Below are 26,081 nucleotides of genomic sequence, written 5' to 3'. Positions count from 1 at the left end.
CCGTCCTGACGCGCTCCGCAGTGCCGCAGCGCATGTTGCAGCGGGATGAAATCCGCTGCCCACGGCGTTGGTGCCTCCTGGTGAACCACGAGATGCGGGAGGCAGTGCGTGACGGCGACGGGGACCGATCCATCGAGACAAGGCGGCTGGGCGCGGCGGCTGACACGCCTGTGCTGGCAGTACAAGAAGGACGTACTGCTCGCACTCGGCTCGTCACTCGCCGGGATGGGCGTGATGGCCCTCGTCCCGCTCATCCCGAAGCTGATCATCGACGATGTGATCGTCAGCCATGAGCGCCCGCTCGCGCCGTGGGCGACCCTGCTGGTCGTCGCCGCGCTCGCCGTCTACGCACTGACGTACGTACGCCGCTACTACGGCGGGCGGCTGGCGCTGGACGTACAGCACGACCTGCGCACCCGGATGTTCCGCTCGATAGCGCGGCTGGACGGGCACCGGCAGGACGAACTGAGCACCGGACAGGTCGTCGGCCGCGCCACCAGTGACCTGCAGCTCATCCAGAGCCTGCTGTTCATGCTGCCGATGATGATCGGGAATGTACTGCTCTTCGCGATCTCGCTGGTCGTGATGGTGGCCCTCTCCCCGCTGCTCACCGTCGTCGCGCTCGCCGTGGCCCCCGCCCTGTGGTTCATCGCCCAGCGCAGCCGCAAGCGCCTGTACCCCGCCACCTGGTACGCGCAGGGGCAGGCCGCTGCCGTCGCGGGCGTCGTCGACGGCGCGGTCTCCGGTGTCCGCGTCGTCAAGGGCTTCGGCCAGGAGGAGCAGGAGACCGGCAAGCTGCGTACGGCCGGCCGCCGCCTCTTCGCCGGCCGGCTCCGCACCGTACGGCTCAACGCCCGCTACACCCCCGCCCTCCAGGCCGTGCCCTCCCTCGGGCAGGTCGCCATGCTGGCCCTCGGCGGCTGGCTGGCCACCAACGGGCAGATCACTCTCGGCACCTTCGTCGCCTTCTCCACCTACCTCGCGCAGCTCGTCGCGCCGGTGCGGATGCTCGCGATGATGCTGACCGTCGGGCAGCAGGCGCGGGCCGGCGTGGAGCGGGTCTTCGGACTCGTCGACACCGAGCCGATGATCGAAGAGCGTCAGGACGCGCTGGAACTGCCCGCCGACGCGCCGGCCACCGTCGAGTTCGAGCACGTCTCCTTCGGTTACGGCAACGGCCGGCCCGTCCTGGAGGATTTCTCGCTGCGCATCGAGCCAGGGGAGACCGTCGCCGTCGTCGGCACGTCCGGCAGCGGAAAGTCCACCGTCTCGCTCCTGCTGCCGCGTTTTTACGACGTGACCGAGGGCCGGGTCCTGGTCGGCGGCCACGACGTACGCGACCTCAGCCTCGCGTCGCTGCGCGCGGCCATCGGCCTCGTACCGGAGAACAGCTTCCTGTTCTCCGATTCCCTGCGCGACAACATCGCCTACGGAACTCCCGACGCCACCGACGAGCAGATACGTATCGCCGCGCGTGCCGCACAGGCCGACGGCTTCATATCCGCCCTGCCGGACGGGTACGACACCGAGGTCGGCGAACAGGGACTGACCCTGTCCGGCGGCCAGCGCCAGCGGGTCGCGCTGGCGCGCGCGATCCTCACCGACCCGCGGCTGCTGGTCCTGGACGACGCGACGTCCGCCGTCGACGCCCGCGTGGAACACGAGATCCACGAGGCGCTGCGCGGCGTGATGGCCGGCCGTACGACGCTGCTGATCGCCCACCGCGCCTCCACCCTCGCGCTCGCCGACCGCGTCGCCGTCCTGGACGGCGGCCGGCTGGTCGACATCGGTACGCGCGAGGAACTGGAGAGCCGCTGCGAGCTGTACCGCCGGCTGCTGACCGACCCGGACGAACTGGGCGGGACCGAACCCGACCCGGTGGGGGCGGAATGTGACCCGGCGGGGACGGAACACGATCTGCCGCGGACGGAAGGTGATCCGGCGGGCGCGACACGCGACCCGGCCGGTACGACGCCCGGCAGCACCACCCCGGACCGCCGCGTCAACGGCGTCACCCCCGAACTGTGGATCCGTGCCGACGAGGCGGCGGACACCGGCTCCGATGCCGCCCCCGGCGCGTCCGCCACTCCCGAACTCCTCGCCCAGGTCGCCGCGCTCCCGCCCGCGACCGACACCCCGGACATCGACGAAGAGCGCGCCGCCCGCCCCGAGAAGTCCTACGGACTGCGCCGGCTCCTGCGCGGCTTCGGCGGCCCGCTGGCCGTCGCCCTCGCGCTGGTCGCCGTGGACGCCGTGGCCGGGCTGCTGCTTCCGGTCCTCATCCGGCACGGCATCGACGACGGCGTACGGCGCGCGCAGCTGGCGGGCGTCTGGACGGCCGCCGGCCTCGCCCTGTTCGTCGTACTCGTCCAGTGGGCGGCGCAGATCGGCTCGAACCGCATGACGGGCCGTACCGGCGAACGCGTCCTGTACTCGCTGCGCGTCAAGATCTTCGCGCAGCTCCAGCGCCTCGGTCTCGATTACTACGAGCGCGAGCTGACCGGCAAGATCATGACGCGGATGACGACGGACGTGGACGCCCTGTCCACGTTCCTGCAGACCGGCCTGGTCACCGCCGTCGTCTCCGTACTGACCTTCTTCGGCATCCTCGTCGCCCTCCTGGCCATCGACGTCCAGCTGGCCCTGGTCGTCTTCGCCACCCTGCCGCCGCTGATCATCGGTACGTACTTCTTCCGCAAGCAGAGCGTGAAGGCGTACGAACTCGCCCGCGAACGCATCAGCGTCGTCAACGGCGACCTCCAGGAGAGCGTCGCCGGACTGCGGATCGTGCAGGCCTTCCGCCGCGAACGCAGCGGCGCCGACCGGTTCGCGAAGCGCAGCCACGCCTACCGCGCGGCCCGCGTCCGCGGCCAGTTCCTGATCTCGGTCTACTTCCCGTTCGTGCAGCTGCTGTCCTCCGTCGCCGCGGCGCTCGTCCTGATCGTCGGTGCCGGCCGGGTCGGCGAGGGCACCCTGACGGCGGGCGCGCTCGTCGCGTACCTGCTCTACATCGACCTGTTCTTCGCCCCCGTACAGCAGCTCTCGCAGGTCTTCGACGGATACCAGCAGGCCGCCGTCTCGCTCGGCCGCATCCAGGAACTCCTGCGCGAGCCGACCACCACACCCCAGGCAGAGAATCCGCGCCCGGTGCGTGAGCTGGCGGGCGAGGTCACCTTCGAGGACGTGCACTTCTCCTACGGGAGCGCGGACGCCGCTCACGGCCCGAGCGCCTCTCACGACCCCGACGCCTCTCGCGCTTCCGGTGCTTCTCACGGCTCTGGCGCTTCTCACGACTCAGGTGACGCTTCCGGTGGCTCGCACCTCTCCCACCGCGCCGACGCCACTGCGCTCTCCGGCATCGACCTGACCATCCCCGCCGGGCAGACCGTCGCCTTCGTCGGCGAGACCGGCGCGGGCAAGTCGACGCTGGTCAAACTGGTGGCGCGGTTCTACGACCCGACCTCCGGCACCGTCCGCGTCGACGGTACGGACCTGCGCGAACTGGACCTCACCGGCTACCGGCACCGTCTCGGCGTCGTACCGCAGGAGTCCTACCTGTTCGCCGGTACGGTCCGCGACGCCATCGCCTACGGACGGCCGGACGCCACGGACGCCGAGGTGGAAGCCGCGGCCCGGGCGGTCGGCGCGCACGACATGATCGCCGGCCTCGACGGCGGTTATCTGCACGAGGTCGCCGAACGCGGCCGCAACCTCTCCGCCGGCCAGCGCCAGCTGCTCGCGCTCGCCCGCGCCGAACTCGTCGACCCCGACATCCTGTTGCTCGACGAGGCGACCGCCGCCCTCGACCTGGCCACCGAGTCCGCCGTCAACGAGGCCACGGACCGGCTGTCCGTACGGCGTACGACGCTGGTCGTCGCGCACCGCCTGACCACCGCGGCCCGCGCCGACCGGGTCGTGGTCCTCGCCCACGGCCGGGTCGTCGAGGACGGCACCCACGCCCAACTCCTGGCCAGAGATGGGCGCTATGCCGAACTGTGGCGGACGTTCACAGGCGAGGCGGAGTCGGTGGCGGCCTGACGACTGCCGCGGCGATTTCGCGCACCAGGCGGCTGCGTAAACCGGCGGCCGGCCGCTCTGACGGGTGGCCGCCGGTGCTGCGACGATCGGTCGGCGGTGCTGTACGACGCACCGCCGGCTGCTGCATAGCCGTACCGCCGGCTGCTCCAGCGGCCCACCGCCCTGGCCGCGACGACGTACCACCGGATCTTTGTGAAAAGAAGGGGCTGGTGGGACCGTTGCCGCGCCGATAGGTTCAGCCCGACCTTTGCTGTCCCAAGGGGAGGGTGCAATGCGCAAGGCCATCAGATGCCTGCTGTCGCTCGCGGTGCTCATAGGCACGGCGAGTGCCGGCACGGCGTCGGCGACCGCGGCCACCGCCGCCACGCCGCAGGCGACCGACATCAAGGACCGGATCCTGGCGATCCCGGGGATGAGTCTCGTCCAGGAGAAGCCGGTCGACGGCTACCGCTTCTTCGTCCTGAACTACACCCAGCCGATCGACCACCAGCACCCCTCCAAGGGGACCTTCCAGCAGCGGCTGACCCTGCTGCACAAGTCCGTCGACCGGCCCACGGTCTTCTTCACCTCCGGCTACAACGTCAGTACGGACGTACGGCGCAGCGAGCCGACACAGATCATCGACGGCAACCAGGTGTCGATGGAGTACCGATACTTCACGCCGTCGCGGCCGCAGCCCGCCGACTGGAAGAAGCTCAACATCCGGCAGGCCGCCAACGACCAGCACCGCATCTTCAAGGCGCTGAACCGGATCTACGACCAGAACTGGATATCCACCGGCGGCAGCAAGGGCGGCATGACCGCCACGTACTACCGCCGCTTCTTCCCGGACGACATGGACGGCACGGTCGCCTACGTCGCGCCGAACGACGTGAACAACAAGGAGGACTCGGCGTACGACCGGTTCTTCCGCACCGTCGGCACCGCGCAGTGCCGCGCCGACCTCGCGGCGCTGGAGCGCGAGGCGCTGCTGCGCCGCGGCGAGATGGTCAAGCGCTACACGCAGTGGGCGAAGGAGAACAAGCAGACCTTCAAGGTCGTCGGCAGCGTCGACAAGGCCTACGAGGTCCTGGTCACGGACTTGGTCTTCGGCTTCTGGCAGTACCAGCCGGCCGCCACCGCCTGCGCCGAGGTGCCCAAGAAGACCGCCACCACGGACGAACTGTGGAAGTGGATCGACAAGATCGGCGGCTTCGACAGCTACACCGACCAGGGCCTCGAAACCAACATGCCGTACTACTACCAGGCGGGCACCCAGCTCGGTGAGCCCGGCTACAAGTACGACCACCTCAAGGACCTGCTGCGCTACCCGGGCATCAACAACTCCCGGACCTTCGTGCCGCGCACCATCCCCATGAAGTTCGACAAGAACGCGATGCGCGACGTGGACCGGTGGGTGCGCCACCACGCCGAGCACATGATGTTCGTCAACGGTGAGTGGGATCCGTGGAGCTCCGAGCCGTTCCGGCTGGGTTCCGGCTCCGAGGACTCGTACGTCTACAAGGTCCCCGGTGGCAACCACGGCTCGAACATCGCGAAGCTGCGGGAGGCCGACCGCAAGAAGGCGACCGAGGCGCTGCTCGAATGGGCCGGCGTCGACGCGCCGAAGGGCGCCGAGTCCGCGCCGCTGGCTCCGTACGACAAGAAGCTGGACAAGCGGGACGACATGAAGATGCAGATGCTGCGTCCGTGATGTGCCACGGCTGACGTGCTATGGCTGATGCGTCACGGCTGGCGTGCTACGGCTGATACGTCACGGCTGACGGCCGGCCTGACCGCCGGAACCATAGGCCGGGCTCGGCCCGCGGGACCACATTCGTCCCCGGGCCGGGCGCGTCACAGGCGGCGGGCGCACCCGACCGGTGCCCCGCCGCCGAGCTGTACGTACAGGTCCGTGCCGGCCGGGCAGGCGGAACGGGCGCGGACCGCTGCTGCGATGATGAACTCAGGTGCGTTAATCCCCGTTCTGCCGCAGGCGGTCTCCTTCACCTCGCCCGGCCGCGACGAGCGGACGCAGTCGCCGACGACGGTGCGCGGGCCACCGCCCCCGCCCGGGTCGCCGGGATGCGGCGCCTCCAGATTGCGCATACAGGCGTATCCCTGCGGTACCGCGCCGTCGCCGTTCTCGTCGGAGTCCGGCCGGTGCTCGCTGATGTGCAGGACGAAATCCGTACGCTCCGGACACAGCGGCCCCTGCGCCCGCGGACCGTCGTACCGCGCGAGCACCAGGGCCGCGGCTTTCTCGCTGCGGCAGGACACTTGGTGGAAGACGGTACGCCCGCGAGTGCTGCACGTACCGGGAGCGAGGAACGTGGCCGAGGGAGACGGCGACGCGGTGGTCGCACCACCGTTCCCGCCCGCCGGCGAGCCATTGCCGCTGCTACCGCTCTCGCGCTGGCAGGCCGGCAACGCCACGAGCAGCAGAGCCACCACCACACAGCCCAACGCGCCACCACCGTGGCCTTCGCCCCCGCGCATCGCGGCCCCCCCTGCGTTCCCCGGTGCGTGCACACCAGCGTGACCCGTCCATTCGGACGCACGCCAGACGTAACGGACGCATTGCGTAAGAGGTACGGGGCGCGCAGTAGGCACCACTGCGGGGCCGGCGGTACGAGAGCTGAACGGGGGCTGCCGCAGGGCGCACGGGGATTCACAGGCTTGGGGAGCTGGGCAGTTCGGAAATCCGCATGGCCGCGGGGCTGGGCAAATCCGGGGATCAGCAGTCCGGGCCGTACGGGACTCTGGGCGCCGAAGCCCCGTACGGTCCATGCGGCCAGCCGAATGCCGGCCGCCGGCTCAATAGGACAAGCCGTGTCCGACCGGATAGAGCACCGTTCCCGGCGCATCGGCGCGCATCACCGGAACCGGCAGCTTTCCTTCCGGATCGCGTCGGCCGGCAATCACTCGGGCCGCGGCCCGCAATTCCACGTCCGTCCAGGAGTAGGTGGCCAGCGCCGCCCGTACGCCGGTCAACTGAGCGATGTCGTACGGATTACGGACAGCTACCTGCACGACCGGCTTCCCGGTGCCCAGCAGCGCGTCGACCAGAGCGCGCTGCGACGAGGTCGCCGTGACGTTGTACGTCGCCACGACCGCCGCGTCCTGAGTACGCAGCGCCGTGACCGCCCGTTCGATCAGTTCCTGGGTGGGCGCGGTGCCGGTGGAGAGCGCGGTGGCCGTGAATCCCAGCTGATTGAAGGTTTCCGCGAGCACCTTCGTGGGCGGCCCCCCGGTCCCGGACGGTGACGCTGGGGCGGCGCCGGCCACCAACAGACGCGGCTGCGCACGCCGGGACAACGGCAGCAGCCCGCCGTCGTTGACGAGCAGCGTGGTGGTGCGCTCCGCGACCCGGTCCGCCGTGGCCAGATGCCGCCGGGTGCCGACGGAACGTTCCACCGCGCGGTGCGTCGTGTACGGATCGTCGAACAGCCCGCGCCGCTCCTTGAGCACCAGGATGCGCGTCAGTTTCTCGTCGATGGCCCGCTCGGTCAGTTCCCCCGTCCGTACCGCCTTGACCACGCTCGCGAAGGCGACGGCGATGTCCGGCGGATTGAGCAACTGGTCGACGCCCGCCTTGAGTGCGAGCACCGGCACCCGGGCGTCACCGTACTTCGTCCGTACGCCCTCCATACCGAGCGAGTCGGTCACCACCACCCCGTCGAATCCGAGACGCTCGCGCAGGAGGCCGGTGAGGATCGGCCGGGAGAGCGTGGCGGGGTCCTCGCTCGGGTCGAAGGCGGGTACGACGATGTGCGCCGTCATGATCGAATCGATGCCGGCCTCGATGGCCGCCCGGAACGGCGGCGCGTCCAGCCGCGCCCACTCCTCGGCGGTGTGCCGGATGTAGGGCAGACCGACGTGGCTGTCGGTGTCGGTGTCCCCGTGCCCCGGGAAATGTTTGGCCGTCGCGGCCACTCCCGCCCGCTGGTAACCGCTTACCTGCGCGGTGACCAGACGCGCCACCGCCTTCGGGTCGGAGCCGAAAGAGCGCACCCCGATCACGGGATTCGCCGGATTGACGTTCACGTCGGCCACCGGCGCGTAGTCCTGCCGGATGCCCATCGCGTACAACTCCTCGCCCGCGATCCGTCCGGCCGTGCGGGCATCCTCGCGCGAACGGCCGGCGCCCAGCGCCATCGCGCCCGGGAAGAGCGTGGCGGGCGCACCGATGCGTGCGACTATTCCGTGCTCCTGGTCGGTGGAGATCATCAGCGGTACGGGAACGCGCTGGACGGCAGCGGCGCGCTGGATGCCGTTGGAGAGGTCGGCGATCTGATGGGGCTCGCGGGTGTTGTGCGCCCAGCCGAAATAGATGATGCCGCCGAGGTGGTACTTGGCGACCAGTTCGGCCGCGTTGGAGACACCCATCTCCTTGCGGTTCGCTTCGGCGTCGGCCGGGTCCGGGTCGGTCGCGGAGTGGCCGTAGACCCGCATGACGAACAACTGCCCGACCTTCTCCTCCAGATTCATCCGGGAAATGAGCCGGGCCGCGCGGGCGCGAGCATCGCCGGCCCCGGCGGCGCGCGGGCCGGAAGCGACGGCGTGAACGGCGCCGCCGCCCGTACCCATGGCACAGGCGGCGGCCGCGGCGGTGGTCAGAACGGTACGTCTGGAGTGCATCTGCGCTCCTTCCGGAGGGCTTCCTCGCCGAGTGCGGCCCCGGCGGTCTGAAGGAAACTCCCAAGAAGTCACGAGTAACCGGAAAAGTACGGCCGGTCAATGCTCGGCGGCTCTGCCAGTCGGGGGAAGCATCGGTGCTGGGAACGAGCAACGTCTCCGAGGGAGAGGCTTAGGAAGCGAGCGCGCGGAATCAGGCGGGCAGCCCGAGCGCGACGCCCGGGCAGGGGCAAACCGGGAAACGTGAGCCGCCACCGGCGCGTTTGGAGGGGGGTGCACCGGTGGCGGGTGCTGCCGGCCGCAGGCGGCGGAGAGGGTGGTCAGCAACGCAGCCAGCAGCGAGGCCGACACCGCACTGCGGGGTCACACAGCACACCGTTTTGACGGTCGGCGGCCCGGGTGGGTTCCCGGGTTCGGCAGGAATACGGGAAATGGTACGGATGTGGGGGGATGTGTTCCTGAGGCGAGCGCGGGCGGTGCAGAAACGTTCCTGAAGTCGGAGGTGACGGACCGGCTCCACGTACGTCGACGTCGCGGCACGCGGACGTACGGCGCCCCGCCTTCGGGACGCCACGCACGTACGCCGACGCCTCGCAGCCCCGCGTTCCTCAGGACGCAGCCGATGCCACCAACCGCTCCAGGTGCTCACGCCCCGCGCTCAGCAGCCCGGGGAGAGCGGCGGCGCGCGGATACCACCGCTTCTCGTACTCCCAGCACAGCCAGCCGTCCCACTGCGCGCGAGCGAGCACACCGATGCAGTCGGCCAACGGGACCGCACCGGCGCCGAGCGGCAGTGGAGCGGTGTCCTCGGCCGAAGCGGCGTCCTTGACCTGCACGAACCCGAGATACGGAGCAAGCGCCGCGAACGTGTCGGCCGGCGCCTCCCCACCGGCCCACGGATGAAGCACGTCCCAGAGCGCACCGATGTGCCGGTGTCCCACGGGGCCCACGATCCGCGCCGCGTCGGCTCCGCGCGGGTGCGAATCGTGCGTCTCCAGGAGAACGCGTACGTCCCGCTCCGCCGCGAACGGCGCCACCGCGGCCAGATGCCGCGCCGCGTCCGCGTCGGCCTCCCCGGCAGGCCGGTCACCGCCGCCAGGGAACACTCGCACGAACGTCGCTCCCAAATCCGCAGCGAGCACCACCAGCTCGGTCAGCTCCGCCGCCAGCTCCTCCTCGCCGCGCTCGTCGTGCGCCGCGGCCACCCGCGCGTACCCGGAGACCGCCAGAATCTCCACCCCGGCATCGGCGAACTGCTGACGCACCGCGGCACGTTCGCGCAGCCCGATGCGCGGATGTACCTGCTCCTCGGGGTGAGCGCGCAGCTCCACCCCGTCGAATCCGGCGCCGGCCGCCAGCTGCACGACCTCGCCCACCGGCATCCCGGGCACTCCGAGTGTCGAGAACGCATATCGCATATCGCTCATGAGAACCATGTGAACACAGATCAGAGCGGCAAACGCCAGTCCTGTCCGACGAGCTCCCGGCCGAAACTGTGGTGGGGCTTCTCGGCGGTCAGGACGAAGCCCGCGCGCTCGTACAGGACGCGCGCCGCGCTCAGTACGGAGTTCGTCCACAGCACCAGCTCGCGGTATCCGGTTTCGCGGGCGAAATCGACGCACGCGGACACGAGCGCCCGGCCGACGCCGTGGCCGCGCGCTTCCGGCTCGACCAGGAGCAGACGCAACCGGGCTGTACGGGGCGGTGACCCGTCCGCCGGCTCGTGCGCCGTGTCGATTCCGTCCCGTACGCACATGACCGCGCCCGCCCGTTCGCCGTCCAGCTCGGCGACCCAGGTACGGTCCCAGCGTGCGTCGTAACGTTCGGCGTATTCGGCGACGATGCGGGCCACCAGCGCCTCGTAGCTGAGGTCGAAGCCGTACTCCTGCGCGTACAGGACGGCGTTGCGCTGCACCATCCAGCCCAGGTCCCCGGGCTCGGGGGCGCGCAGCCGCAGCACCGGCTCGGGGCGTTCCGCCGTGTCGCCGAGCAGTTCTCGCACGGTCGCCATCGACTCCGCGAGCCGCGCCCGTTCGTAGCGGGAGAGACGGTTGAGGAGCGAGCCCGCGGAGTCGCACGAACGTTCCTCCAGGAGGTTCGCGGTCGCGCGGCCTTCCTCGGTGAGCGTGATGCGCTGGCGCCGCCCGTCCCGCTCCGAGGGGCCGCGGGTGATCAGCCCGCTCTCCTCGAACCTGGTGAGCAGCCGGCTGAGGTAACCGGCGTCCAGGGAGAGCGACACACGCAGGTCGGCGGCGTCCACCTGGTGGGCGTGCGCGAGCTCGTACAAGACCCGGGCTTCGGTGAGGGTGTACGGGGTGTAGAGGTGGCGGCCGTAATCAAGCGCGCCGATGAGGTTCGTGTAGAAGCGATTGAACCGGCGAATTTCCTGGACCTCATGGGCTGACATGGCGCATCCCGCCTTATCTTTGACCCAGTCAAGGTTGACTGCGTCAAGAGTACGGTACGGACAGTGACTCCCGCACCATCAACTCAGCCCTGAACGTCGCGACTTCACCCGGCGACGGCGCCTCGCGCCCCATGGCCAACCGCCCGGCCCGCGCACCGGCTTCTTGAAGTGGCAGCCGCACCGTGGTGAGCGCCGGGGCCGCGTCCGCACTGAACGGAAGATCGTCGAAACCCGCCACGGAGATGTCACCCGGCACCCGCAGGCCGCGATCGCGCACGGCGGCACACACTCCCAGGGCGGCGGTGTCGTTGGGCGCGAGGACGGCCGTCAAGGAAGCGTCTCGGCGCAGCAGTTCTTGCGCCGCGTCGTAACCGGCGGCGCGGTCGTAAGCGCCGTGGATGGTGCGGTGAGCCGGGTCGGGGATGCCGTGCGCGGCGAGGGCGACACGGTGGCCCTCCAGGCGGTGGCGGGTGGTGGTACGGCCGGCCGGGCCGGCGATGTACCCGATGTTCCGATGGCCGAGCGAGACCAGGTGCTCGGTCAGCCGGCGGGCGCCGCCGCGGTTGTCGAAGGCGAGAGTGATGGGGGAGGGGGCGGCAGGGGCGGATGGAGTGGCGGCCCCGGGGTGGGAACGCTTCGCAGAATTGCGCGCCTGAGGAACCTGGCCGGCCTCTGACACTGCGGCTTCTCGCGTGACAGGCGGCCGGCCGCACAAGACCACCCGGGTGCCGGCCGCGGCGAGCCGTGACAGCGCCGCAGCCACGGCTTCGGCGTGATCCGCGTCCTCCACCGCGCCGCCGGTCAGGACTACCGCCGCCGCGCGCTGGCGTTGGAGCAACGTCAGGTAGGTGAGTTCGCGTTCCGGGGAGCCGCCGGTGTTGCACACGATGGCCAATTTCTCGTCGGTCGGCACCAGCCCGTACGCACTGCCCGGGCTACGGCGCGGATTGCCATCACCCGTTCGGGTGGCCGCTCCGTCGGTCGTCCGTATGCCAGCCCCACCACTCAGTTCGGACTGCACAGCCGAGGCGATGATCCCGAAGAACGGGTCGGCGATGTCGTTGACGAGGATGCCCACCAGGTCGGAGGTAGCGGCGGCCAGCGCGCTGGCCGGACCGTTGACCACGTACTCCATGTCCGTCACGGCGCGCAGCACGCGGGCGCGGGTGCTCTCGGACACCGGATAATTGCCGTTCAGTACGCGTGAGACGGTCGCCGTCGAAACCCGCGCCCGCGCCGCAACCTCCGCCAGCGTCACTGCCATCGCTCGCTCCGCCCCCTGTCGTGCCTCTTGTCCTTGCCTCGCGCCGCAGGCTAGCTTCTCCCGCGATGGAAAGCGCTTACTACGCATTTCCGTACCGCGCTCGCCGTCGGCTTGGTCACTCTCGTCATGCACCGCCAACCGCTGACTTCCACTCGCCGCGCGCGCCGGCGCGTTCTCCGCGCCCGCCACACGAGCCGCATTCTCCAGAAGGAAGGGCCGGACCGTGACACGCACGACCGTACGCATCGCCATGAACGGCGTGACCGGACGCATGGGGTACCGCCAGCACCTGGTCCGTTCCCTCCTCGCGCTGCGGGAACAGGGCGGCCTGGACCTCGGCGACGGCACGGTCATCTGGCCCGAGCCGCTCCTCGTGGGCCGCGCCGAACACAAGCTTCGGACGCTCGCCGAACGCCACGGTCTGGAGCACTGGAGCACCGACCTGGACGCGGTGCTCGCGGACGAGAGCGTCGACATCTACTTCGACGCGCAGGTCACCTCCGCGCGCGAGGACGCCGTGAAGAAAGCGATTGCTGCCGGGAAACACGTGTACTGCGAGAAACCGACCGCCACCGGTCTGGACGGCGCGCTGGAACTGGCCCGCGCGGCCGACGAAGCCGGCGTCAAACACGGCGTCGTCCAGGACAAGATTTTCCTGCCCGGGCTGCTCAAGCTTCGCCGCCTGGTCGAAGGGGGCTTCTTCGGACGCATCCTGTCCGTCCGGGGCGAGTTCGGTTACTGGGTCTTCGAAGGCGACTGGCAGTCGGCGCAGCGCCCGTCCTGGAACTACCGCGCCGAGGACGGCGGCGGCATCGCGGCCGACATGTTCCCTCACTGGGAGTACGTGCTGCGCGAACTCTTCGGCCGCGTACGCACCGTACAAGCCCAGGTCACCACGCACGTACTGCGCCGCTGGGACGAGAGCGGGAATCCGTACGAGGCCACCGCGGACGACGCCGCGTACGGGATCTTCCAGCTGGACGGCGGCATCGTCGCGCAGATCAACTCCTCCTGGGCGGTGCGGGTTCACCGCGACGAACTGGTCGAGTTCCAGGTGGACGGTACGGACGGCTCCGCCGTCGCGGGGCTGCGTAAATGCCGCATCCAGCACCGTGCCACCACTCCCAAGCCCGTCTGGAACCCGGACATGCCGGCGACCGAGCCGTTCCGGGAACAGTGGCAGGAGGTCCCGGACAACGCGGAATTCGACAACGGATTCAAGGTGCAGTGGGAACACTTCCTGCGGCATGTCGTACGGGACGAGCCCTGGCGCTGGGATCTGGCAGCGGGCGCGCGTGGCGTCCAGCTCGCCGAATTGGGGCTGAGGTCTTCCGCCGAGGGCCGGCGCCTGGACGTGCCGGAGCTGGGGCGATGAGCGGGCAGGGGAGCGGGACGGGAAGTGCGTCTTCGTACGGGAACGGGCGCAGGCCCGGGCCGGCGTCTGCGGCAGGCCACGGGGTCGGCGCTTTTGCCTCCCGTACCGTCTTCGCCGCCGCTCACGTGGTCGCCGATCCCTCCGCTGACACCACTCCCGACGGCCCCGCCGCCATCGACTGGGACGCCACCCTGGCGTACCGGCATCACCTGTGGTCACACGGCCTGGGCGTGGCCGAGGCCATGGACACCGCGCAGCGCGGCATGGGCCTCGACTGGTCCTCGGCGGCCGAGCTGATCCGCCGCTCCGCCGCCGAAGCCGCGGCGGTGGGCGGGCGCATCGCCTGCGGAGTGGGGACGGACCAGCTGAACGTTCCTGCAGGGAGCCGCGCCGACATCCAGGCCGTGCGGGCCGCTTATGAGGAACAGCTTGCACTCGTGGAAAGCGCCGGCGCCCAGGCCATCGTCATGGCCTCCCGGCAGCTCGCCGCGACAGCCGCGGGCCCGGACCCGTACGTGGAAATCTACGGACACCTGCTGCGCCAGGCGGCCGGGCCGGTGATCCTTCACTGGCTCGGCCCGATGTTCGATCCCGCACTGCGCGGTTACTGGGGCAGTACGGACCTGGACACCGCAACCGAGACGTTTCTTCAGATCATCGCCGAGCACCCGGACAAGGTGGACGGCGTGAAGGTCTCGTTGCTGGACGCCGACCGGGAAGTCCGGTTGCGCCGACGCCTCCCGAAGGGAGTGCGTTGCTACACGGGCGACGATTTCCACTACCCCCAGCTGATCGCCGGCGACACACACGGCTTCAGCGATGCCCTGTTGGGCATTTTCGACCCCCTCGCCCCGTTGGCAGCCGACGCCGTACGCCTCCTGGACAGCGGCGACACGGCCGGCTTCCGCAAGATGCTGGACCCGACCGTCGAGCTGTCCCGCCACCTTTTCCAGGCACCGACGCGCTACTACAAGACCGGCGTTGTCCTGCTCGCCTGGCTAGCGGGCCACCAGCCCCACTTCACGATGGTCGGCGGTCTCCAGTCGGCACGCTCGCTGCCGCATCTGAAGCGGGCGTACGAACTGGCCGATGGCCTGGGGTTGTTTCCGGACCAGGATCTGGCCGCGGCTCGCATGCGTCAACTCCAAGCAGTATTCGGAGGCGTGGCGTGAGCAGCAGCTCCCTCGCCTCCACTCAGGCCGAGCGGGACGCTCTGTTCTCGCGCTTCAGCCTCAACCAGCAGACCGTCAAGCAATGGTCCCTGCCCGCACTCGTAGCCGGCTGCACGCAAGCGGGAGTACGCGGCGTCGGCCTTTGGCGTGCTCCGGTGCAGGAGTACGGTGTGGCCGCCGCCGCCCGGCTCGTACGGGACGCAGGCGTGACCGTCACCAGTCTCTGCCGTGGCGGCTTTTTCACCGCCATCGACCCCAAGGAGCGTGCGGAAGCACTGGCCGACAACCGGACCGCCATCGAGGAAGCCGCCACCCTGGGGACCGACACTCTCGTGCTGGTCTCAGGTGGGCTGCCGCCGGGGAGCCGCGACCTGCATGGTGCCCGAGAGCGAGTCGCCGACGCGTTGGGCGAGCTCGTCCCGCATGCCGCCGATGCGGGGGTACGTCTGGCCATCGAGCCGCTCCACCCCATGTACGCGGCGGACCGCTGCGTAGTCTCCACGCTCGCCCAAGCTCTGGCGCTCGCCGAACGGTTCCCGGCCGAGCGGGTGGGTGTGGTCGTGGACACCTACCACTTGTGGTGGGACGACACGGTCGGCTCGCAGATCGGCCGCGCGGGCGCCGGAGGCCGTATCGCGGCCTTCCAGCTCGCCGACTGGGTGACACCACTGCCCGCCGGCGTTCTGCTCGGGCGCGGTCAACTCGGCGACGGAGCGATCGACCTGCGCTGGTTCCTGGAGCAGGTGGATGCCGCCGGCTATCGAGGCCCCGTCGAAGTGGAGATCTTCAATCCGGTGCTGTGGGAGCGGCCGGGGGCAGAGGTGCTGGCCGAAGTCGTCGAGCGGTTCACCACCCACGTCATGCACACCAGGTAACGAAGAAATAACTCACCGGATCCGTGCAACCGTTCCGGGGCCGGGCGGGTCGTACTTGTCGTCAGGCTCCCGAGGGGAGAGGGAACCGGGGGGATCCGAGGGGGGATCAGGGGGCCGAGCGGAGGGGGAATCGAGGGGCCCGGTCATTGGACCGGGCCCCTCGAAGTGTCTGCGACGCGGGGTGCGAACCGGTGCGGCGGAGCCCGCTGCGACCGTTGCCGAGGCCGTGGTGAAGCGGCCACCGAACCGCTTCGCGGAGCCTTCCGACCGAGTTATCCACAGGCCCGAACGCGATGTCGGACCTCGGCGGTACCGTCGGCTCATGTTCAATCCAGCCGTGGTCGAAGGGGTCCTGGAGCGGATCACCTACGCCAATGAGGAGACCGGTTACACGGTCGCCCGTGTGGACACGGGCGGCTCCGGCGATCTCCTCACTGTCGTCGGTTCGCTGCTGGGAGCACAGCCGGGGGAGTCGCTGCGGCTGGAGGGCCGTTGGGCCTCCCACCCGCAGTACGGACGGCAGTTCACCGTCGAGAACTACACCACCGTCCTGCCCGCCACGATCCAGGGCATACGCCGCTACCTCGGCTCCGGCCTCATCAAGGGCATCGGCCCGGTCATGGCCGATCGCATCACCGGCCACTTCGGCCTGGACACCCTCGACATCATCGAGAAGGAACCGAAGCGCCTTGTCGAGGTCCCCGGGCTCGGCCCGAAACGCACGAAGATGATCGGTGACGCCTGGGAAGAGCAGAAGGCCATCAAGGAGGTCATGATCTTCCTCCAGGGGGTGGGCGTCTCCACCTCCATCGCGGTGCGCATCTACAAGAAGTACGGTGACTCCTCGATCTCCGTCGTCAAGAACCAGCCCTACCGACTCGCCGCCGACGTCTGGGGCATCGGCTTCCTGACCGCCGACCGCATCGCGCAGGCCGTCGGCATCCCGCACGACAGCCCGGACCGGGTCAAGGCTGGATTGCAGTACGCACTGTCGCAGTCGACGGAGCAGGGGCACTGCTACCTCCCGGAGGAGGAGCTGATCGCCGCGTCGGTCAAGTTGCTCCAGGTCGACACGGGGCTGGTCATCGAGTGTCTGGGGGAGCTGGCGGAGGACCCGGAAGGAGTGATCCGCGAAGCCGTGCCGTCACCGGAGGGCGGCAACCCCATCGCCGCGATCTACCTGGTCCCGTTCCACCGGGCCGAGACCTCCCTCGCGGCGCAGCTGCTGCGGCTGCTGCGGACGCAGGAGGACCGGATGCCGTCGTTCCGGACCGTGGCGTGGGACAGGGCGCTGGCTTGGCTGGCCAACCGTACGGGGGCCACCCTGGCACCCGAGCAGGAGGCCGCCGTACGGCTGGCGCTCACGGAAAAGGTCTCGGTGCTCACGGGCGGGCCCGGGTGCGGCAAGTCTTTCACGGTCCGCTCGATCGTGGAGCTGGCCCGTGCGAAGAAGGCCAAGGTGGTGCTCGCGGCTCCCACGGGCCGGGCCGCCAAGCGGCTGTCGGAGCTCACCGGCGTCGAGGCGTCGACGGTACACCGGCTGCTGGAGCTCAAGCCGGGCGGGGACGCCGCGTACGACAGGGACCGGCCGCTCGATGCCGACCTGGTGGTGGTGGACGAAGCGTCCATGCTCGACCTGCTGCTCGCCAACAAGCTCGTCAAGGCGGTGCCGCCGGGGGCCCACCTCCTCCTGGTGGGGGACGTGGACCAGCTCCCCTCCGTGGGGGCGGGCGAGGTGCTGCGGGACCTGCTCGCCGAGAACTGCCCGGTCCCGGCCGTACGGCTGACCCGGATCTTCCGCCAGGCCCAGCACTCCGGTGTGGTCACCAACGCCCACCGCATCAACGAGGGGATGCTGCCGATCGTCGAAGGGATGACCGATTTCTATCTCTTCGTGGAGGAGGACTCCGAGGGGGTCGGCCGGATCACGGTCGACGTGGTCGCGCGCCGTATCCCCGCGAAGTTCGGCCTGGACCCGCGACGGGACGTGCAGGTGCTCACCCCCATGCACCGCGGCCCGGCCGGCGCCGGCACGCTGAACGGCCTCCTCCAGCAGGCCCTCACGCCGGCCCGGCCCGAGGCGCCGGAGCGGCGCTCCGGAGGCCGGGTGTTCCGGGCGGGTGACAAGGTCACGCAGGTCCGCAACAACTACGAGAAGGGGCAGAACGGCGTCTTCAACGGCACGGTCGGTGTCGTCACCAAGATCAATCGGGACGAGCAGTGGCTGACGGTGCGCACGGACGAGGACGAGGAGATCTCGTACGATTTCGATGAGCTGGACGAGCTGGCGCACGCTTATGCGGTGACCATCCACCGTTCTCAGGGCAGTGAGTATCCGGCGGTGGTGATTCCGGTCACCACCAGCGCTTGGATGATGCTGCAGAGAAACCTGCTCTATACCGCCGTCACGCGGGCAAAGAGGCTGGTGGTGCTGGTCGGCTCGCGCAAGGCTCTGGGGCAGGCTGTACGCACCGTGTCCGCAGGTCGAAGGTGGACCGCGCTGCGTCATCGACTCGTCGGTGCGGTGCGTGGTCACCTCTTCCCCAATCGGGGCGAAGGGGAGCAGGATGGGCACTCTGAGCGGCACTGAGTGCCGCCCGCAGGCCCTATGGCCGACCCCGAGTGCACAGCCAAGGTCCAAATGGGGGAAGGTATAGGCAGTCAGGGCACCTCGAAGAAGAGGCACAACGTCGGTGAGGGATGACGTGAGCGACAACTCTGTAGTACTGCGTTACGGGGACGGCGAATACAGCTACCCGGTCGTCGACAGCAGCGTCGGCGACAAGGGCTTCGACATCTCGAAGCTGCGCGCCCAGACCGGTCTGGTGACCCTGGATTCCGGTTATGGCAACACTGCCGCGTACAAATCCGCGATCACCTATCTGGACGGTGAGAACGGCGTTCTTCGGTACCGCGGCTACCCGATCGAGCAGCTCGCAGAGCGCAGCACGTTCGTCGAGACCGCCTACCTGCTGATCAACGGTGAGCTGCCCACCGTCGACCAGCTGGCGAACTTCAAGCAGGACATCACGTACCACACCCTGCTGCACGAGGACGTCAAGCGGTTCTTCGACGGCTTCCCGCGGGACGCCCACCCGATGGCGATGCTGTCCTCCGTGGTCAGCGCGCTGTCGACGTTCTACCAGGACAGCCACAACCCGTTCGACGAGCGGCAGCGCCACATCTCGACGATCCGGCTGCTGGCCAAGCTTCCGACGATCGCCGCGTACGCGTACAAGAAGTCGGTCGGTCACCCGGTGGTCTACCCGCGCAACGACCTCGGCTACGTCGAGAACTTCCTGCGCATGACCTTCTCCGTGCCGGCTGCCGAGTACGAGCTCGACCCGGTCGTGGTCAGCGCTCTGGACAAGCTGCTGATCCTGCACGCGGACCACGAGCAGAACTGCTCGACCTCCACCGTGCGCCTGGTCGGCTCCTCGCAGGCGAACCTGTTCGCCTCGATCTCGGCCGGCATCAACGCGCTGTGGGGCCCGCTGCACGGCGGCGCCAACCAGTCGGTGCTGGAGATGCTGGAAGGCATCCAGCGCGACGGCGGTGACGTCGACTCCTTCATCCGCAAGGTGAAGAACAAGGAAGACGGCGTGAAGCTCATGGGCTTCGGGCACCGCGTCTACAAGAACTTCGACCCCCGGGCGAAGATCATCAAGGCGGCGGCGCACGATGTCCTCTCGGCGCTCGGCAAGAGCGACGAGCTGCTGGACATCGCGCTCAAGCTGGAGGAGCACGCGCTCTCGGACGACTACTTCGTCTCGCGCAAGCTCTACCCGAACGTGGACTTCTACACCGGCCTGATCTACCGGGCCATGGGCTTCCCGACCGAGATGTTCACCGTGCTGTTCGCGCTCGGCCGGCTGCCCGGCTGGATCGCCCAGTGGCACGAGATGATCAAGGAGCCGGGTTCCCGCATCGGCCGCCCGCGCCAGATCTACACCGGGGTCGTCGAGCGCGACTTCGTCCCGGTCGAGGAGCGCTGAGCGACTCCGCCCTCCGGGACAGCTGCTGACCGGCCGGCCGCCCGCGTGGCGGCCCGGGCCGGTCCGCCCAGCAGAAAGCGCCCCGCCTCCAGATCCCCCCACGGGTCCGGAGCGCGGGGCGCTTCCCTTGTTCCCCGGGTCGGATTCCCCCCACGGGATCCGTCCGGGCGCTTCATGGTGGTGCCGCGATCTGCCGGGACGCGCACGTACGGGAGGGCCGCTCAAAGCTCCCCGGGCACGTCGCCCCGGCCACGCGTTGCCGGGCGTGGTCCCCCAAGACCAGCCTGGCCGTTGCGGTACAGGCCCCGCCGAGGTGCCTGCACCGCACGGTTAGACTCGCGACCCCCCACAATGGTTACGTTCCAAGCGGTGTGATCTGGGTCTCTTGCCATAACTGGGCGAATGCGGTCAAGGGTCTCGATCTGGAGATCGAGGCCCGTCCGTATGGGTGTTGTGTCAGTTGTAGGGAACTTGTGAAGGCAAAAAAACTTCGCGCCGGACACATCCGTCAGCGGAAGTGCCGCAACCGGAGGCTGTTGCTGACCACGAAGACCGAGGAAAAGGCCATCGCCGCGCCAGCGATCATCGGATTGAGCAGGCCGGCCGCCGCCAACGGAACCGCCGCGACGTTGTAGCCGAAGGCCCAGAAGAGATTTCCCTTGATCGTGGCCAGCGTCCGCCGGGCGAGCCGGATGGCGTCCGGCGCGACCCGCAGATCGCCGCGTACGAGGGTGAGGTCGCCGGCCTCGATGGCCGCGTCCGTGCCGGTGCCCATCGCCAGACCCAGGTCGGCGGCGGCCAGGGCGGCCGCGTCGTTGACGCCGTCGCCCACCATCGCGACGCTGCGGCCTTCGCCGCGCAGCCGCTCGATCACCGCGACCTTGTCCTCGGGCAGCACCTCCGCGATCACCTCGTCGATGGCCACTTCGGCGGCCACGGCGTCGGCCACCGCTTGGTTGTCACCGGTCAGCAGTACCGGGGAGAGCCCCAGCGCGCGCAGCCGGCGTACCGCCTCGGCGCTGCCTTCCTTCACGGTGTCGGAAATCGACAGCAGCCCGCGTGGCTGCCCGTCGCAGGCCACGAGCACCGCGGTCCGCCCGGCAGCCTCGGCGGCGTCCCTGGCGGCGGCCAGCGCCTCTGGAAGGCCACTGGCGTCGGCCGCCGTCCCGCCTTCGGCGCCGTCGCGTAACAGCCGCTCGCGCCCGACAAGGACGCGTCGGCCTTCCACCATGCCGCGTACGCCGAGGCCGGCCATGTTTTCGAAGTGTTCCGGCTCCGGAAGCGCGCCCAGGCGCTCGCGTGCCGCCTCCGCGATGGCGCGCGCGATCGGATGTTCCGAGGCGTGTTCCAGCGCGCCCGCCAGCCGCAGCAGCTCGTCCTGGGCGACACCCGGCGCCGGCACGGCTTCGTACAGGCTCATCCGTCCCGTGGTCACCGTGCCGGTCTTGTCCAGGACGACGGTGTCGATACGGCGGGTGGACTCCAGGGCCTCGGGCCCCTTGATGAGGATGCCGAGCTGGGCGCCTCGGCCCGTACCGACCATCAGGGCGGTGGGCGTCGCCAGGCCGAGAGCGCAGGGGCAGGCGATGATCAGTACGGCGACGGCCGCTGTGAACGCCGCGGTCGCGTCGCCGGTCGCCAGGAGCCACCCGGCCAGGGTGCCGAGCGCCACCAGCAGGACGACGGGGACGAAGACGGCGGAAACCCGGTCGGCGAGCCGCTGCACCGCGGCCTTGCCGCTCTGCGCGTCCTCGACCAGTGCCGCGATGCGCGCCAGCCGCGTGTCATCGCCGATCCGAGTGGCTTCCACCACCAGCCGGCCGCTGGTGTTCACCGTCGCGCCCGTCACGCTGTCGCCGGGAGCCACGTCGACCGGAACCGATTCGCCGGTCAGCATCGAGGCGTCCACGGCGGAAGAACCCTCGGCGACCGTGCCGTCCGTGGCGATCTTCTCTCCGGGGCGTACGACGAACCGGTCGCCGACGGTCAGCTGCTCCACCGGGACGCGTGCCTCGTGCCCGTCCCGCAGCACCGCCACGTCCTTCGCGCCCAGCTCCATCAGCGCCCGCAGCGCCGCGCCGGCCTTCCGCTTGGAGCGCGCTTCCAGATAGCGGCCGAGGAGCAGGAACGCCGTCACTCCGGCCGCGGCCTCCAGGTAGATGGCCGACGACCCCTCCGTGCGGCCCACGGTGAGGTCGAAACCGTGCCGCATGCCGGCCACCCCCGCGTCGCCGAAGAACAGCGCCCACAGGGACCAGCCGAAGGCGGCGAGCGTCCCGATGGACACCAGGGTGTCCATCGTGGCGGCGCCGTGCCGCAGGTTCGTCCAGGCGGCCCGGTGGAAGGGGTACGCGCCCCAGACCACGACGGGCGCGGCCAGCGTCAGACAGAGCCACTGCCAGTTGTCGAACTGGAGCGAGGGAATCATCGACAAGAGGATGACGGGAACGGCCAGCACGGCGGAGATGAGCAGCCGCTCGCGCAGCCCGGCCAGCTCCCGGTCGCGCGCCTCGGAGCCGTGGTCCGTGGGGGGCGGGGCGGTCTGAGCGGTCGGGGCGGTGGCGGAATTCTGGGCGGGGGTGCCGGCCGGGGACGGCTTCGCGGGTTCGGCGGGTGCCGGCCGCTGTGCCGTGTAGCCCGTCTTCTCGACCGTGGCGATCAGGTCGTCGACCGAGACTTCGGTGCCGTACTCGACGCGTGCCTTTTCGGTGGCGAAGTTGACGGTGGCGCTGACGCCCGGCAACCGGTTGAGCTTCTTCTCGACGCGCGCCGCGCACGAGGCGCAGGTCATGCCGCCGATGGCGAGCTCGACCCGCGCCTGCGCGGTCGTACCGGTCATGGGGCTCAGGCCGCCAGGCCCTTGAGCTCGTAGCCGGCCTCGTCGACCGCTGCGCGTACGGCCGCCTCGTCGAGCGGTGCCTTGGAGGCGACGGTCACCAGGCCGGTGGCGGCGGACGCCTGCACCGACTGCACGCCCGGGATCTCCGAGATCTCGGCGGAGACGGCGCCTTCGCAGTGACCGCACGTCATACCGCTCACCTCGTAGGTGGTGGTGACGCCGCCCACCTGGACATCGGCGGTCCCGGAGTTGCACGAGCCCTCGGGGGAGCAGCAGGAACCGTTGGTCTGTTCGGCAGTCATGGGTCTCTCCTTGGTGCGTGTGGTCGCCGTGCTCGAAGTTTTCACTGACATACGCCTGCGGCGTGGGAACTCCGGAGTCCCGGGAGCCTCCGGCGCGCCCCGACGTCGACAACTCTATACCCCTAGGGGGTATTGAGGCCAGGGGGGTGCCAAGCGTGGCTGTTTGCCCGTGCGCCGTGCGCCCGTGAGCTCGTGCGTCTGTGTGTCTGTGCGTCCGTGTCGCCTGGAGCTCCCCGTCGTCCTGCTGGTCACTGCGGGCCGCGCGGGCTTCAGTGATCTGCCGAAACGCCTGGTTGCGTGGCGCTTCGGAGGTCCCGTACGGTCTCGGATGCCCTGCGGGGCGCGCCGGTGCAGTGGGTGGCGCAGGGACCTGCTGACGGCGTGTCGGCGCTCCGCGCGCCTGGCCGATGACGGCGACAAGGGCATCGAAGAAAAGCGGGCTGTCGGCATGCCTGTCAGGCGTGCCGACGTCTCGTAAGGAGTGCCCGTCCGCCCAGCTCGCGAAGCGGAAACGCGCTGCCGCATATGGTAGAAAAGCGGCTTATGTCGCAGTCAGCAACACTCGTATTGATCATGGCGATCGCCGTGGCCGCGCCGCTTCTCGCATACGGTCTCGGCCGCTGGCTGCCGGTGCCCCTGGTCATCTTCGAGATCGTGCTGGGCATCCTGATCGGTCCGGACGTCCTGGGCTGGGCGCACTCCGGAGAGGTCATCAACGCCCTCTCCGACCTCGGACTGGCCACCTTGATGTTCATCGCCGGGTACGAGATCGAGTTCGCCAAGGTCCGCGGGGACACCCTCAAACGCGCCGGTTACGCCTGGGTCGTCTCACTCGTCCTCGGCCTGGCCATCGCCTTCGGCTTCGCCGCCGGCGACCTGACCAAGGCGATCGTCGTCGGTACGGCGCTCACCAGCACGGCCCTCGGCACCGTCCTGCCCGTACTGCGCGACTCCGGCGACCTGGGAACCCGCTTCGGTTCGGTGATGATGGCCACCGGTGCGGTCGGTGAATTCGGGCCGATCATCGCGATGGCGCTGCTGCTCAGCGGGCGGGATCCCGGCGAATCGACGATCCTGCTCTTCGCCTTCGCCCTGCTGACCGCCGGCGCCGTCTACTGGGCCCTGAAGCCCAGCCCCATGTGGTTCTACCGGATCATCGCCCGGACCCTGCACAGCAGCGGCCAGTTCGCCATCCGGCTGTTCGTTCTGCTGCTGGCCGTCATGCTCGGCATCTCGCAGGTGTTCGGGCTGGACATTCTGCTGGGCGCGTTCGCGGCCGGGGTCATCATGCGCCTGGTGCTGCATGAGGCCGCGCCGGACAGCAGCCAGGAGATTCTCGGGCGGCTGGAGGCGATGGGCTTCGGGTTCCTGGTGCCGTTGTTCTTCATCGTCACGGGCGTCGAGTTCGACCTCTCGTCGCTCTTCGCGAACGGGCGCTCACTTCTGCTGCTGCCGCTCTTCCTCGTTCTGCTGCTCGTCGTACGCGGGCTGCCGCTCGTGCTGCTCGCGCCGCGCGATCTGGGCCGCAAGGACCGCGCCGCGCTGATGCTCTACGGGTCGACGGCGCTGCCCCTGGTCGTCGCTATCACCACGATCGGCCAGGACAGCGGCGTACTCGACGCCGGCGAGGCGGCAGCCATGGTGGGCGCGGCGATGATCTCCGTACTGGTTTTCCCGCTGGTGGCCATGCGGCTGCGGGCGGGAGCGGAAGGACTGGCACCGGTTCCGGAGGGGCCGCGGAAGGGTGCGTCGGAGTCCTGGTGAGGCGCTGAGCATCGTCGGATCATCGGTGCCGGCGAGTGGACTGTTCGCCGCCGGCGTCCGACCTGTAGGGCGCCAGGTCGGTTACGCCCCAGAGGTGTCAGCGAGGGGTTTACGGGAGGGGCGCACGGTGTCGGTCGGGGGCGTCGTACACGTCCGCCTCGGCCATGGGAACGCGTACGTCCGCGACACTGACCGGCTCGCCGGTGCGGCGGGAACGGTCGCACGCCTCGGCGACGTACAGCGCTTCCAGCGCGTCGGTGGGCGGACAGGGGCTCTTCGCGTGGCCGGCGGCCACGTCCACGAAGGCGCGCAGTTCGGTGACGTACGCGTCGTGGAAACGTTCCATGAAGGTCGCGTACGGAGCGGACTGCTGCCAGGAGACGTGGGGTTCGGCGCTCGGCAGCGGGGCCCGGTCGTCGAGCCCGACGATGCGCGCGCCCTTCGATCCGCAGACTTCCAGACGGACGTCGTGGCCCGCGCCGTTGTAGCGGGTCGCGGTGACCGTGGCCAGCGTGTCGTCGTCGAAGCGCAACAGCGCGGCGCAGGTGTCCACGTCGTCGCCGTCGGCGAAGAAGGAGTCGCCGCGGTTGGCGCCCTGCGCGTACACGGAGACGACCTCGCGGCCGGTGAGCCAGCGCAGGATGTCGAAGTCGTGAATGCTGCAGTCGCGGAAGAGCCCGCCGGAGGTGGGGATGAAGGCGGCCGGCGGCGGCGCCTGGTCGCTGGTGCAGGCGCGGAGCGTGTGCAGCCAGCCGAGGTCGCCGGACCGCAGGGCCTCGCGGGCGGCCCGGTAGCCACGGTCGAAGCGGCGCTGGAAACCGATCTGTACGGGGACGGTGATGGTCGCGCAACGTTCTACGACGGCGAGCGTGCCCGCGACGTCCAGCGCTACCGGCTTCTCGCAGAAGACCGGCACCTCGGCGTCCAGTGCCTGGTGGATCAGTTCGGCGTGCGCGCTCGTCGCGGCGGTGATGACAACGCCGTCCAGGCCGTCCGCGTACATCTGCGGAAGCGTTTCAGCGGCCTCCGTGCCCAGCGTGTCCGCGAGGACACGTGCGCGGGCCGCATCGGCATCGGCGACGACGATGCGGTCCACGCCGGGCACGGACTTCAAGGTCTCGGCGTGGAACGCTCCGATGCGTCCGGTGCCGATGAGGCCGATCTTCATGTGCCAGCTCCTGTCGTCTGGGGCCGATGCCGTCCGTGGGCCGACCAGGCCGACCGGTTGACGGGGCGGTCGGCCGAGGAGTTCGAGGACGGGTCAGGCGGGTGCAGGAAGGTTTCAGCATGCCGGGGCCACGGCTGCGGCCACGGGACGCGCTCCTGGGCGCACCTGAGTTCCGCCGCAGAGTGCATGTCCAGACATACTTATGTCAACCCCTGAAGGGGGGGTGGGCTGCCGGCGCGTCGCGCCTCGCCGCCTGGCGGGGCGA

The 26,081-nt window shown here is 69.8% G+C and carries 15 protein-coding genes and 1 pseudogene; 8 read left to right on the top strand and 8 right to left on the bottom strand.

Going from position 1 to position 26,081, the window contains the following annotated elements; genetic code table 11:
• The first annotated feature begins 108 nt into the window (after positions 1 to 108).
• On the top strand, positions 109 to 4,038 hold the full coding sequence (locus AB0L45_RS02300) for an ABC transporter ATP-binding protein (RefSeq protein WP_365835178.1): 3,930 nt from the start codon (positions 109 to 111) through the stop codon (positions 4,036 to 4,038).
• A gap of 271 nt (positions 4,039 to 4,309) precedes the next feature.
• Complete coding sequence (locus tag AB0L45_RS02295) at positions 4,310 to 5,731, top strand: S28 family serine protease (protein ID WP_365835176.1); 1,422 nt, start codon at positions 4,310 to 4,312, stop codon at positions 5,729 to 5,731.
• 143 nt (positions 5,732 to 5,874) lie between these two features.
• Here the strand turns inward: AB0L45_RS02295 and AB0L45_RS02290 are convergent, their stop codons facing one another.
• From AB0L45_RS02290 to AB0L45_RS02270, 5 genes are all read right to left on the bottom strand, one after another.
• On the bottom strand, positions 5,875 to 6,516 hold the full coding sequence (locus tag AB0L45_RS02290; protein WP_365835174.1) for a hypothetical protein: 642 nt from the start codon (positions 6,514 to 6,516) through the stop codon (positions 5,875 to 5,877).
• Between the two features lie 318 nt (positions 6,517 to 6,834).
• Entirely contained in the window at positions 6,835 to 8,658 is a 1,824-nt protein-coding gene (locus AB0L45_RS02285; protein WP_365835172.1) for a glycoside hydrolase family 3 protein, read from the bottom strand.
• Between the two features lie 605 nt (positions 8,659 to 9,263).
• Positions 9,264 to 10,073, bottom strand: a complete 810-nt coding sequence (locus AB0L45_RS02280; RefSeq protein WP_365835631.1) for a sugar phosphate isomerase/epimerase family protein — start codon at positions 10,071 to 10,073, stop codon at positions 9,264 to 9,266.
• Positions 10,074 to 10,102: 29 nt separating this feature from the next.
• On the bottom strand, positions 10,103 to 11,062 hold the full coding sequence (locus AB0L45_RS02275; RefSeq protein ID WP_365835170.1) for a bifunctional helix-turn-helix transcriptional regulator/GNAT family N-acetyltransferase: 960 nt from the start codon (positions 11,060 to 11,062) through the stop codon (positions 10,103 to 10,105).
• 43 nt (positions 11,063 to 11,105) lie between these two features.
• Positions 11,106 to 12,326, bottom strand: a complete 1,221-nt coding sequence (locus AB0L45_RS02270; RefSeq protein ID WP_365835629.1) for a LacI family DNA-binding transcriptional regulator — start codon at positions 12,324 to 12,326, stop codon at positions 11,106 to 11,108.
• 223 nt (positions 12,327 to 12,549) lie between these two features.
• Here AB0L45_RS02270 and AB0L45_RS02265 point away from each other — a divergent pair, with 223 nt between their 5' ends.
• The 5 genes and pseudogenes from AB0L45_RS02265 to AB0L45_RS02245 all read left to right on the top strand — a co-directional run bounded on the left by AB0L45_RS02265 (position 12,550) and on the right by AB0L45_RS02245 (position 19,743).
• The gene (locus AB0L45_RS02265; RefSeq protein WP_365835168.1) at positions 12,550 to 13,701 is read left to right on the top strand and encodes a Gfo/Idh/MocA family oxidoreductase; all 1,152 of its coding nucleotides are present in this window, start codon (positions 12,550 to 12,552) and stop codon (positions 13,699 to 13,701) included.
• Positions 13,702 to 13,796: 95 nt separating this feature from the next.
• Positions 13,797 to 14,873 (top strand): annotated as a pseudogene (locus tag AB0L45_RS02260) (dihydrodipicolinate synthase family protein); the annotation flags it as partial.
• Entirely contained in the window at positions 14,870 to 15,748 is an 879-nt protein-coding gene (locus tag AB0L45_RS02255; RefSeq protein WP_365835166.1) for a sugar phosphate isomerase/epimerase family protein, read from the top strand. The pseudogene AB0L45_RS02260 and the gene AB0L45_RS02255, both read left to right, overlap by 4 nt.
• Positions 15,749 to 16,070: 322 nt before the next feature.
• Positions 16,071 to 18,338, top strand: a complete 2,268-nt coding sequence (locus AB0L45_RS02250; protein ID WP_365835164.1) for an ATP-dependent RecD-like DNA helicase — start codon at positions 16,071 to 16,073, stop codon at positions 18,336 to 18,338.
• Between the two features lie 115 nt (positions 18,339 to 18,453).
• Positions 18,454 to 19,743 (top strand): citrate synthase, encoded by a 1,290-nt coding sequence (locus tag AB0L45_RS02245; RefSeq protein ID WP_150238655.1) that lies wholly within the window; start codon positions 18,454 to 18,456, stop codon positions 19,741 to 19,743.
• Between the two features lie 508 nt (positions 19,744 to 20,251).
• Here the strand turns inward: AB0L45_RS02245 and AB0L45_RS02240 are convergent.
• Both AB0L45_RS02240 and AB0L45_RS02235 read right to left on the bottom strand, forming a co-directional pair.
• Positions 20,252 to 22,582 carry a heavy metal translocating P-type ATPase gene (locus AB0L45_RS02240; protein WP_365835162.1) on the bottom strand — a complete coding sequence of 777 codons (2,331 nt, stop codon included), beginning with the start codon at positions 22,580 to 22,582 and terminating at the stop codon, positions 20,252 to 20,254.
• Positions 22,583 to 22,587: 5 nt separating this feature from the next.
• Positions 22,588 to 22,884, bottom strand: coding sequence for a heavy-metal-associated domain-containing protein (locus AB0L45_RS02235; protein WP_365835160.1), 297 nt, complete (start codon positions 22,882 to 22,884; stop codon positions 22,588 to 22,590).
• Positions 22,885 to 23,427: 543 nt separating this feature from the next.
• Between AB0L45_RS02235 and AB0L45_RS02230 the strand changes: the two genes are divergently transcribed.
• Positions 23,428 to 24,648 carry a cation:proton antiporter gene (locus tag AB0L45_RS02230; RefSeq protein ID WP_365835158.1) on the top strand — a complete coding sequence of 407 codons (1,221 nt, stop codon included), beginning with the start codon at positions 23,428 to 23,430 and terminating at the stop codon, positions 24,646 to 24,648.
• Positions 24,649 to 24,757: 109 nt separating this feature from the next.
• On the opposite strand, the gene AB0L45_RS02225 is transcribed toward AB0L45_RS02230, so the two are convergent.
• Positions 24,758 to 25,816, bottom strand: a complete 1,059-nt coding sequence (locus AB0L45_RS02225) for a Gfo/Idh/MocA family oxidoreductase (protein ID WP_365835156.1) — start codon at positions 25,814 to 25,816, stop codon at positions 24,758 to 24,760.
• Between the last annotated feature and the right edge of the window lie 265 nt (positions 25,817 to 26,081).

The organism is Streptomyces sp. NPDC052496, assembly GCF_040679095.1.
GTDB lineage: Bacteria > Actinomycetota > Actinomycetes > Streptomycetales > Streptomycetaceae > Streptomyces.
The sequence above is the reverse complement of the archived record's forward strand: the minus strand, read 5'-3'. Positions and strand labels throughout refer to the sequence as shown.

Coding starts and splice junctions, on each gene's coding strand:
- AB0L45_RS02295 (WP_365835176.1), top strand. CDS start 4,310: ATGCGCAAGGCCATCAGATGCCTGCTGTCGCTCGCGGTGCTCATAGGC.
- AB0L45_RS02290 (WP_365835174.1), bottom strand. CDS start 6,516: ATGCGCGGGGGCGAAGGCCACGGTGGTGGCGCGTTGGGCTGTGTGGTG.
- AB0L45_RS02285 (WP_365835172.1), bottom strand. CDS start 8,658: ATGCACTCCAGACGTACCGTTCTGACCACCGCCGCGGCCGCCGCCTGT.
- AB0L45_RS02280 (WP_365835631.1), bottom strand. CDS start 10,073: ATGCGATATGCGTTCTCGACACTCGGAGTGCCCGGGATGCCGGTGGGC.
- AB0L45_RS02275 (WP_365835170.1), bottom strand. CDS start 11,062: ATGTCAGCCCATGAGGTCCAGGAAATTCGCCGGTTCAATCGCTTCTAC.
- AB0L45_RS02270 (WP_365835629.1), bottom strand. CDS start 12,326: ATGGCAGTGACGCTGGCGGAGGTTGCGGCGCGGGCGCGGGTTTCGACG.
- AB0L45_RS02250 (WP_365835164.1), top strand. CDS start 16,071: ATGTTCAATCCAGCCGTGGTCGAAGGGGTCCTGGAGCGGATCACCTAC.
- AB0L45_RS02240 (WP_365835162.1), bottom strand. CDS start 22,582: ATGACCGGTACGACCGCGCAGGCGCGGGTCGAGCTCGCCATCGGCGGC.
- AB0L45_RS02235 (WP_365835160.1), bottom strand. CDS start 22,884: ATGACTGCCGAACAGACCAACGGTTCCTGCTGCTCCCCCGAGGGCTCG.
- AB0L45_RS02230 (WP_365835158.1), top strand. CDS start 23,428: ATGTCGCAGTCAGCAACACTCGTATTGATCATGGCGATCGCCGTGGCC.
- AB0L45_RS02225 (WP_365835156.1), bottom strand. CDS start 25,816: ATGAAGATCGGCCTCATCGGCACCGGACGCATCGGAGCGTTCCACGCC.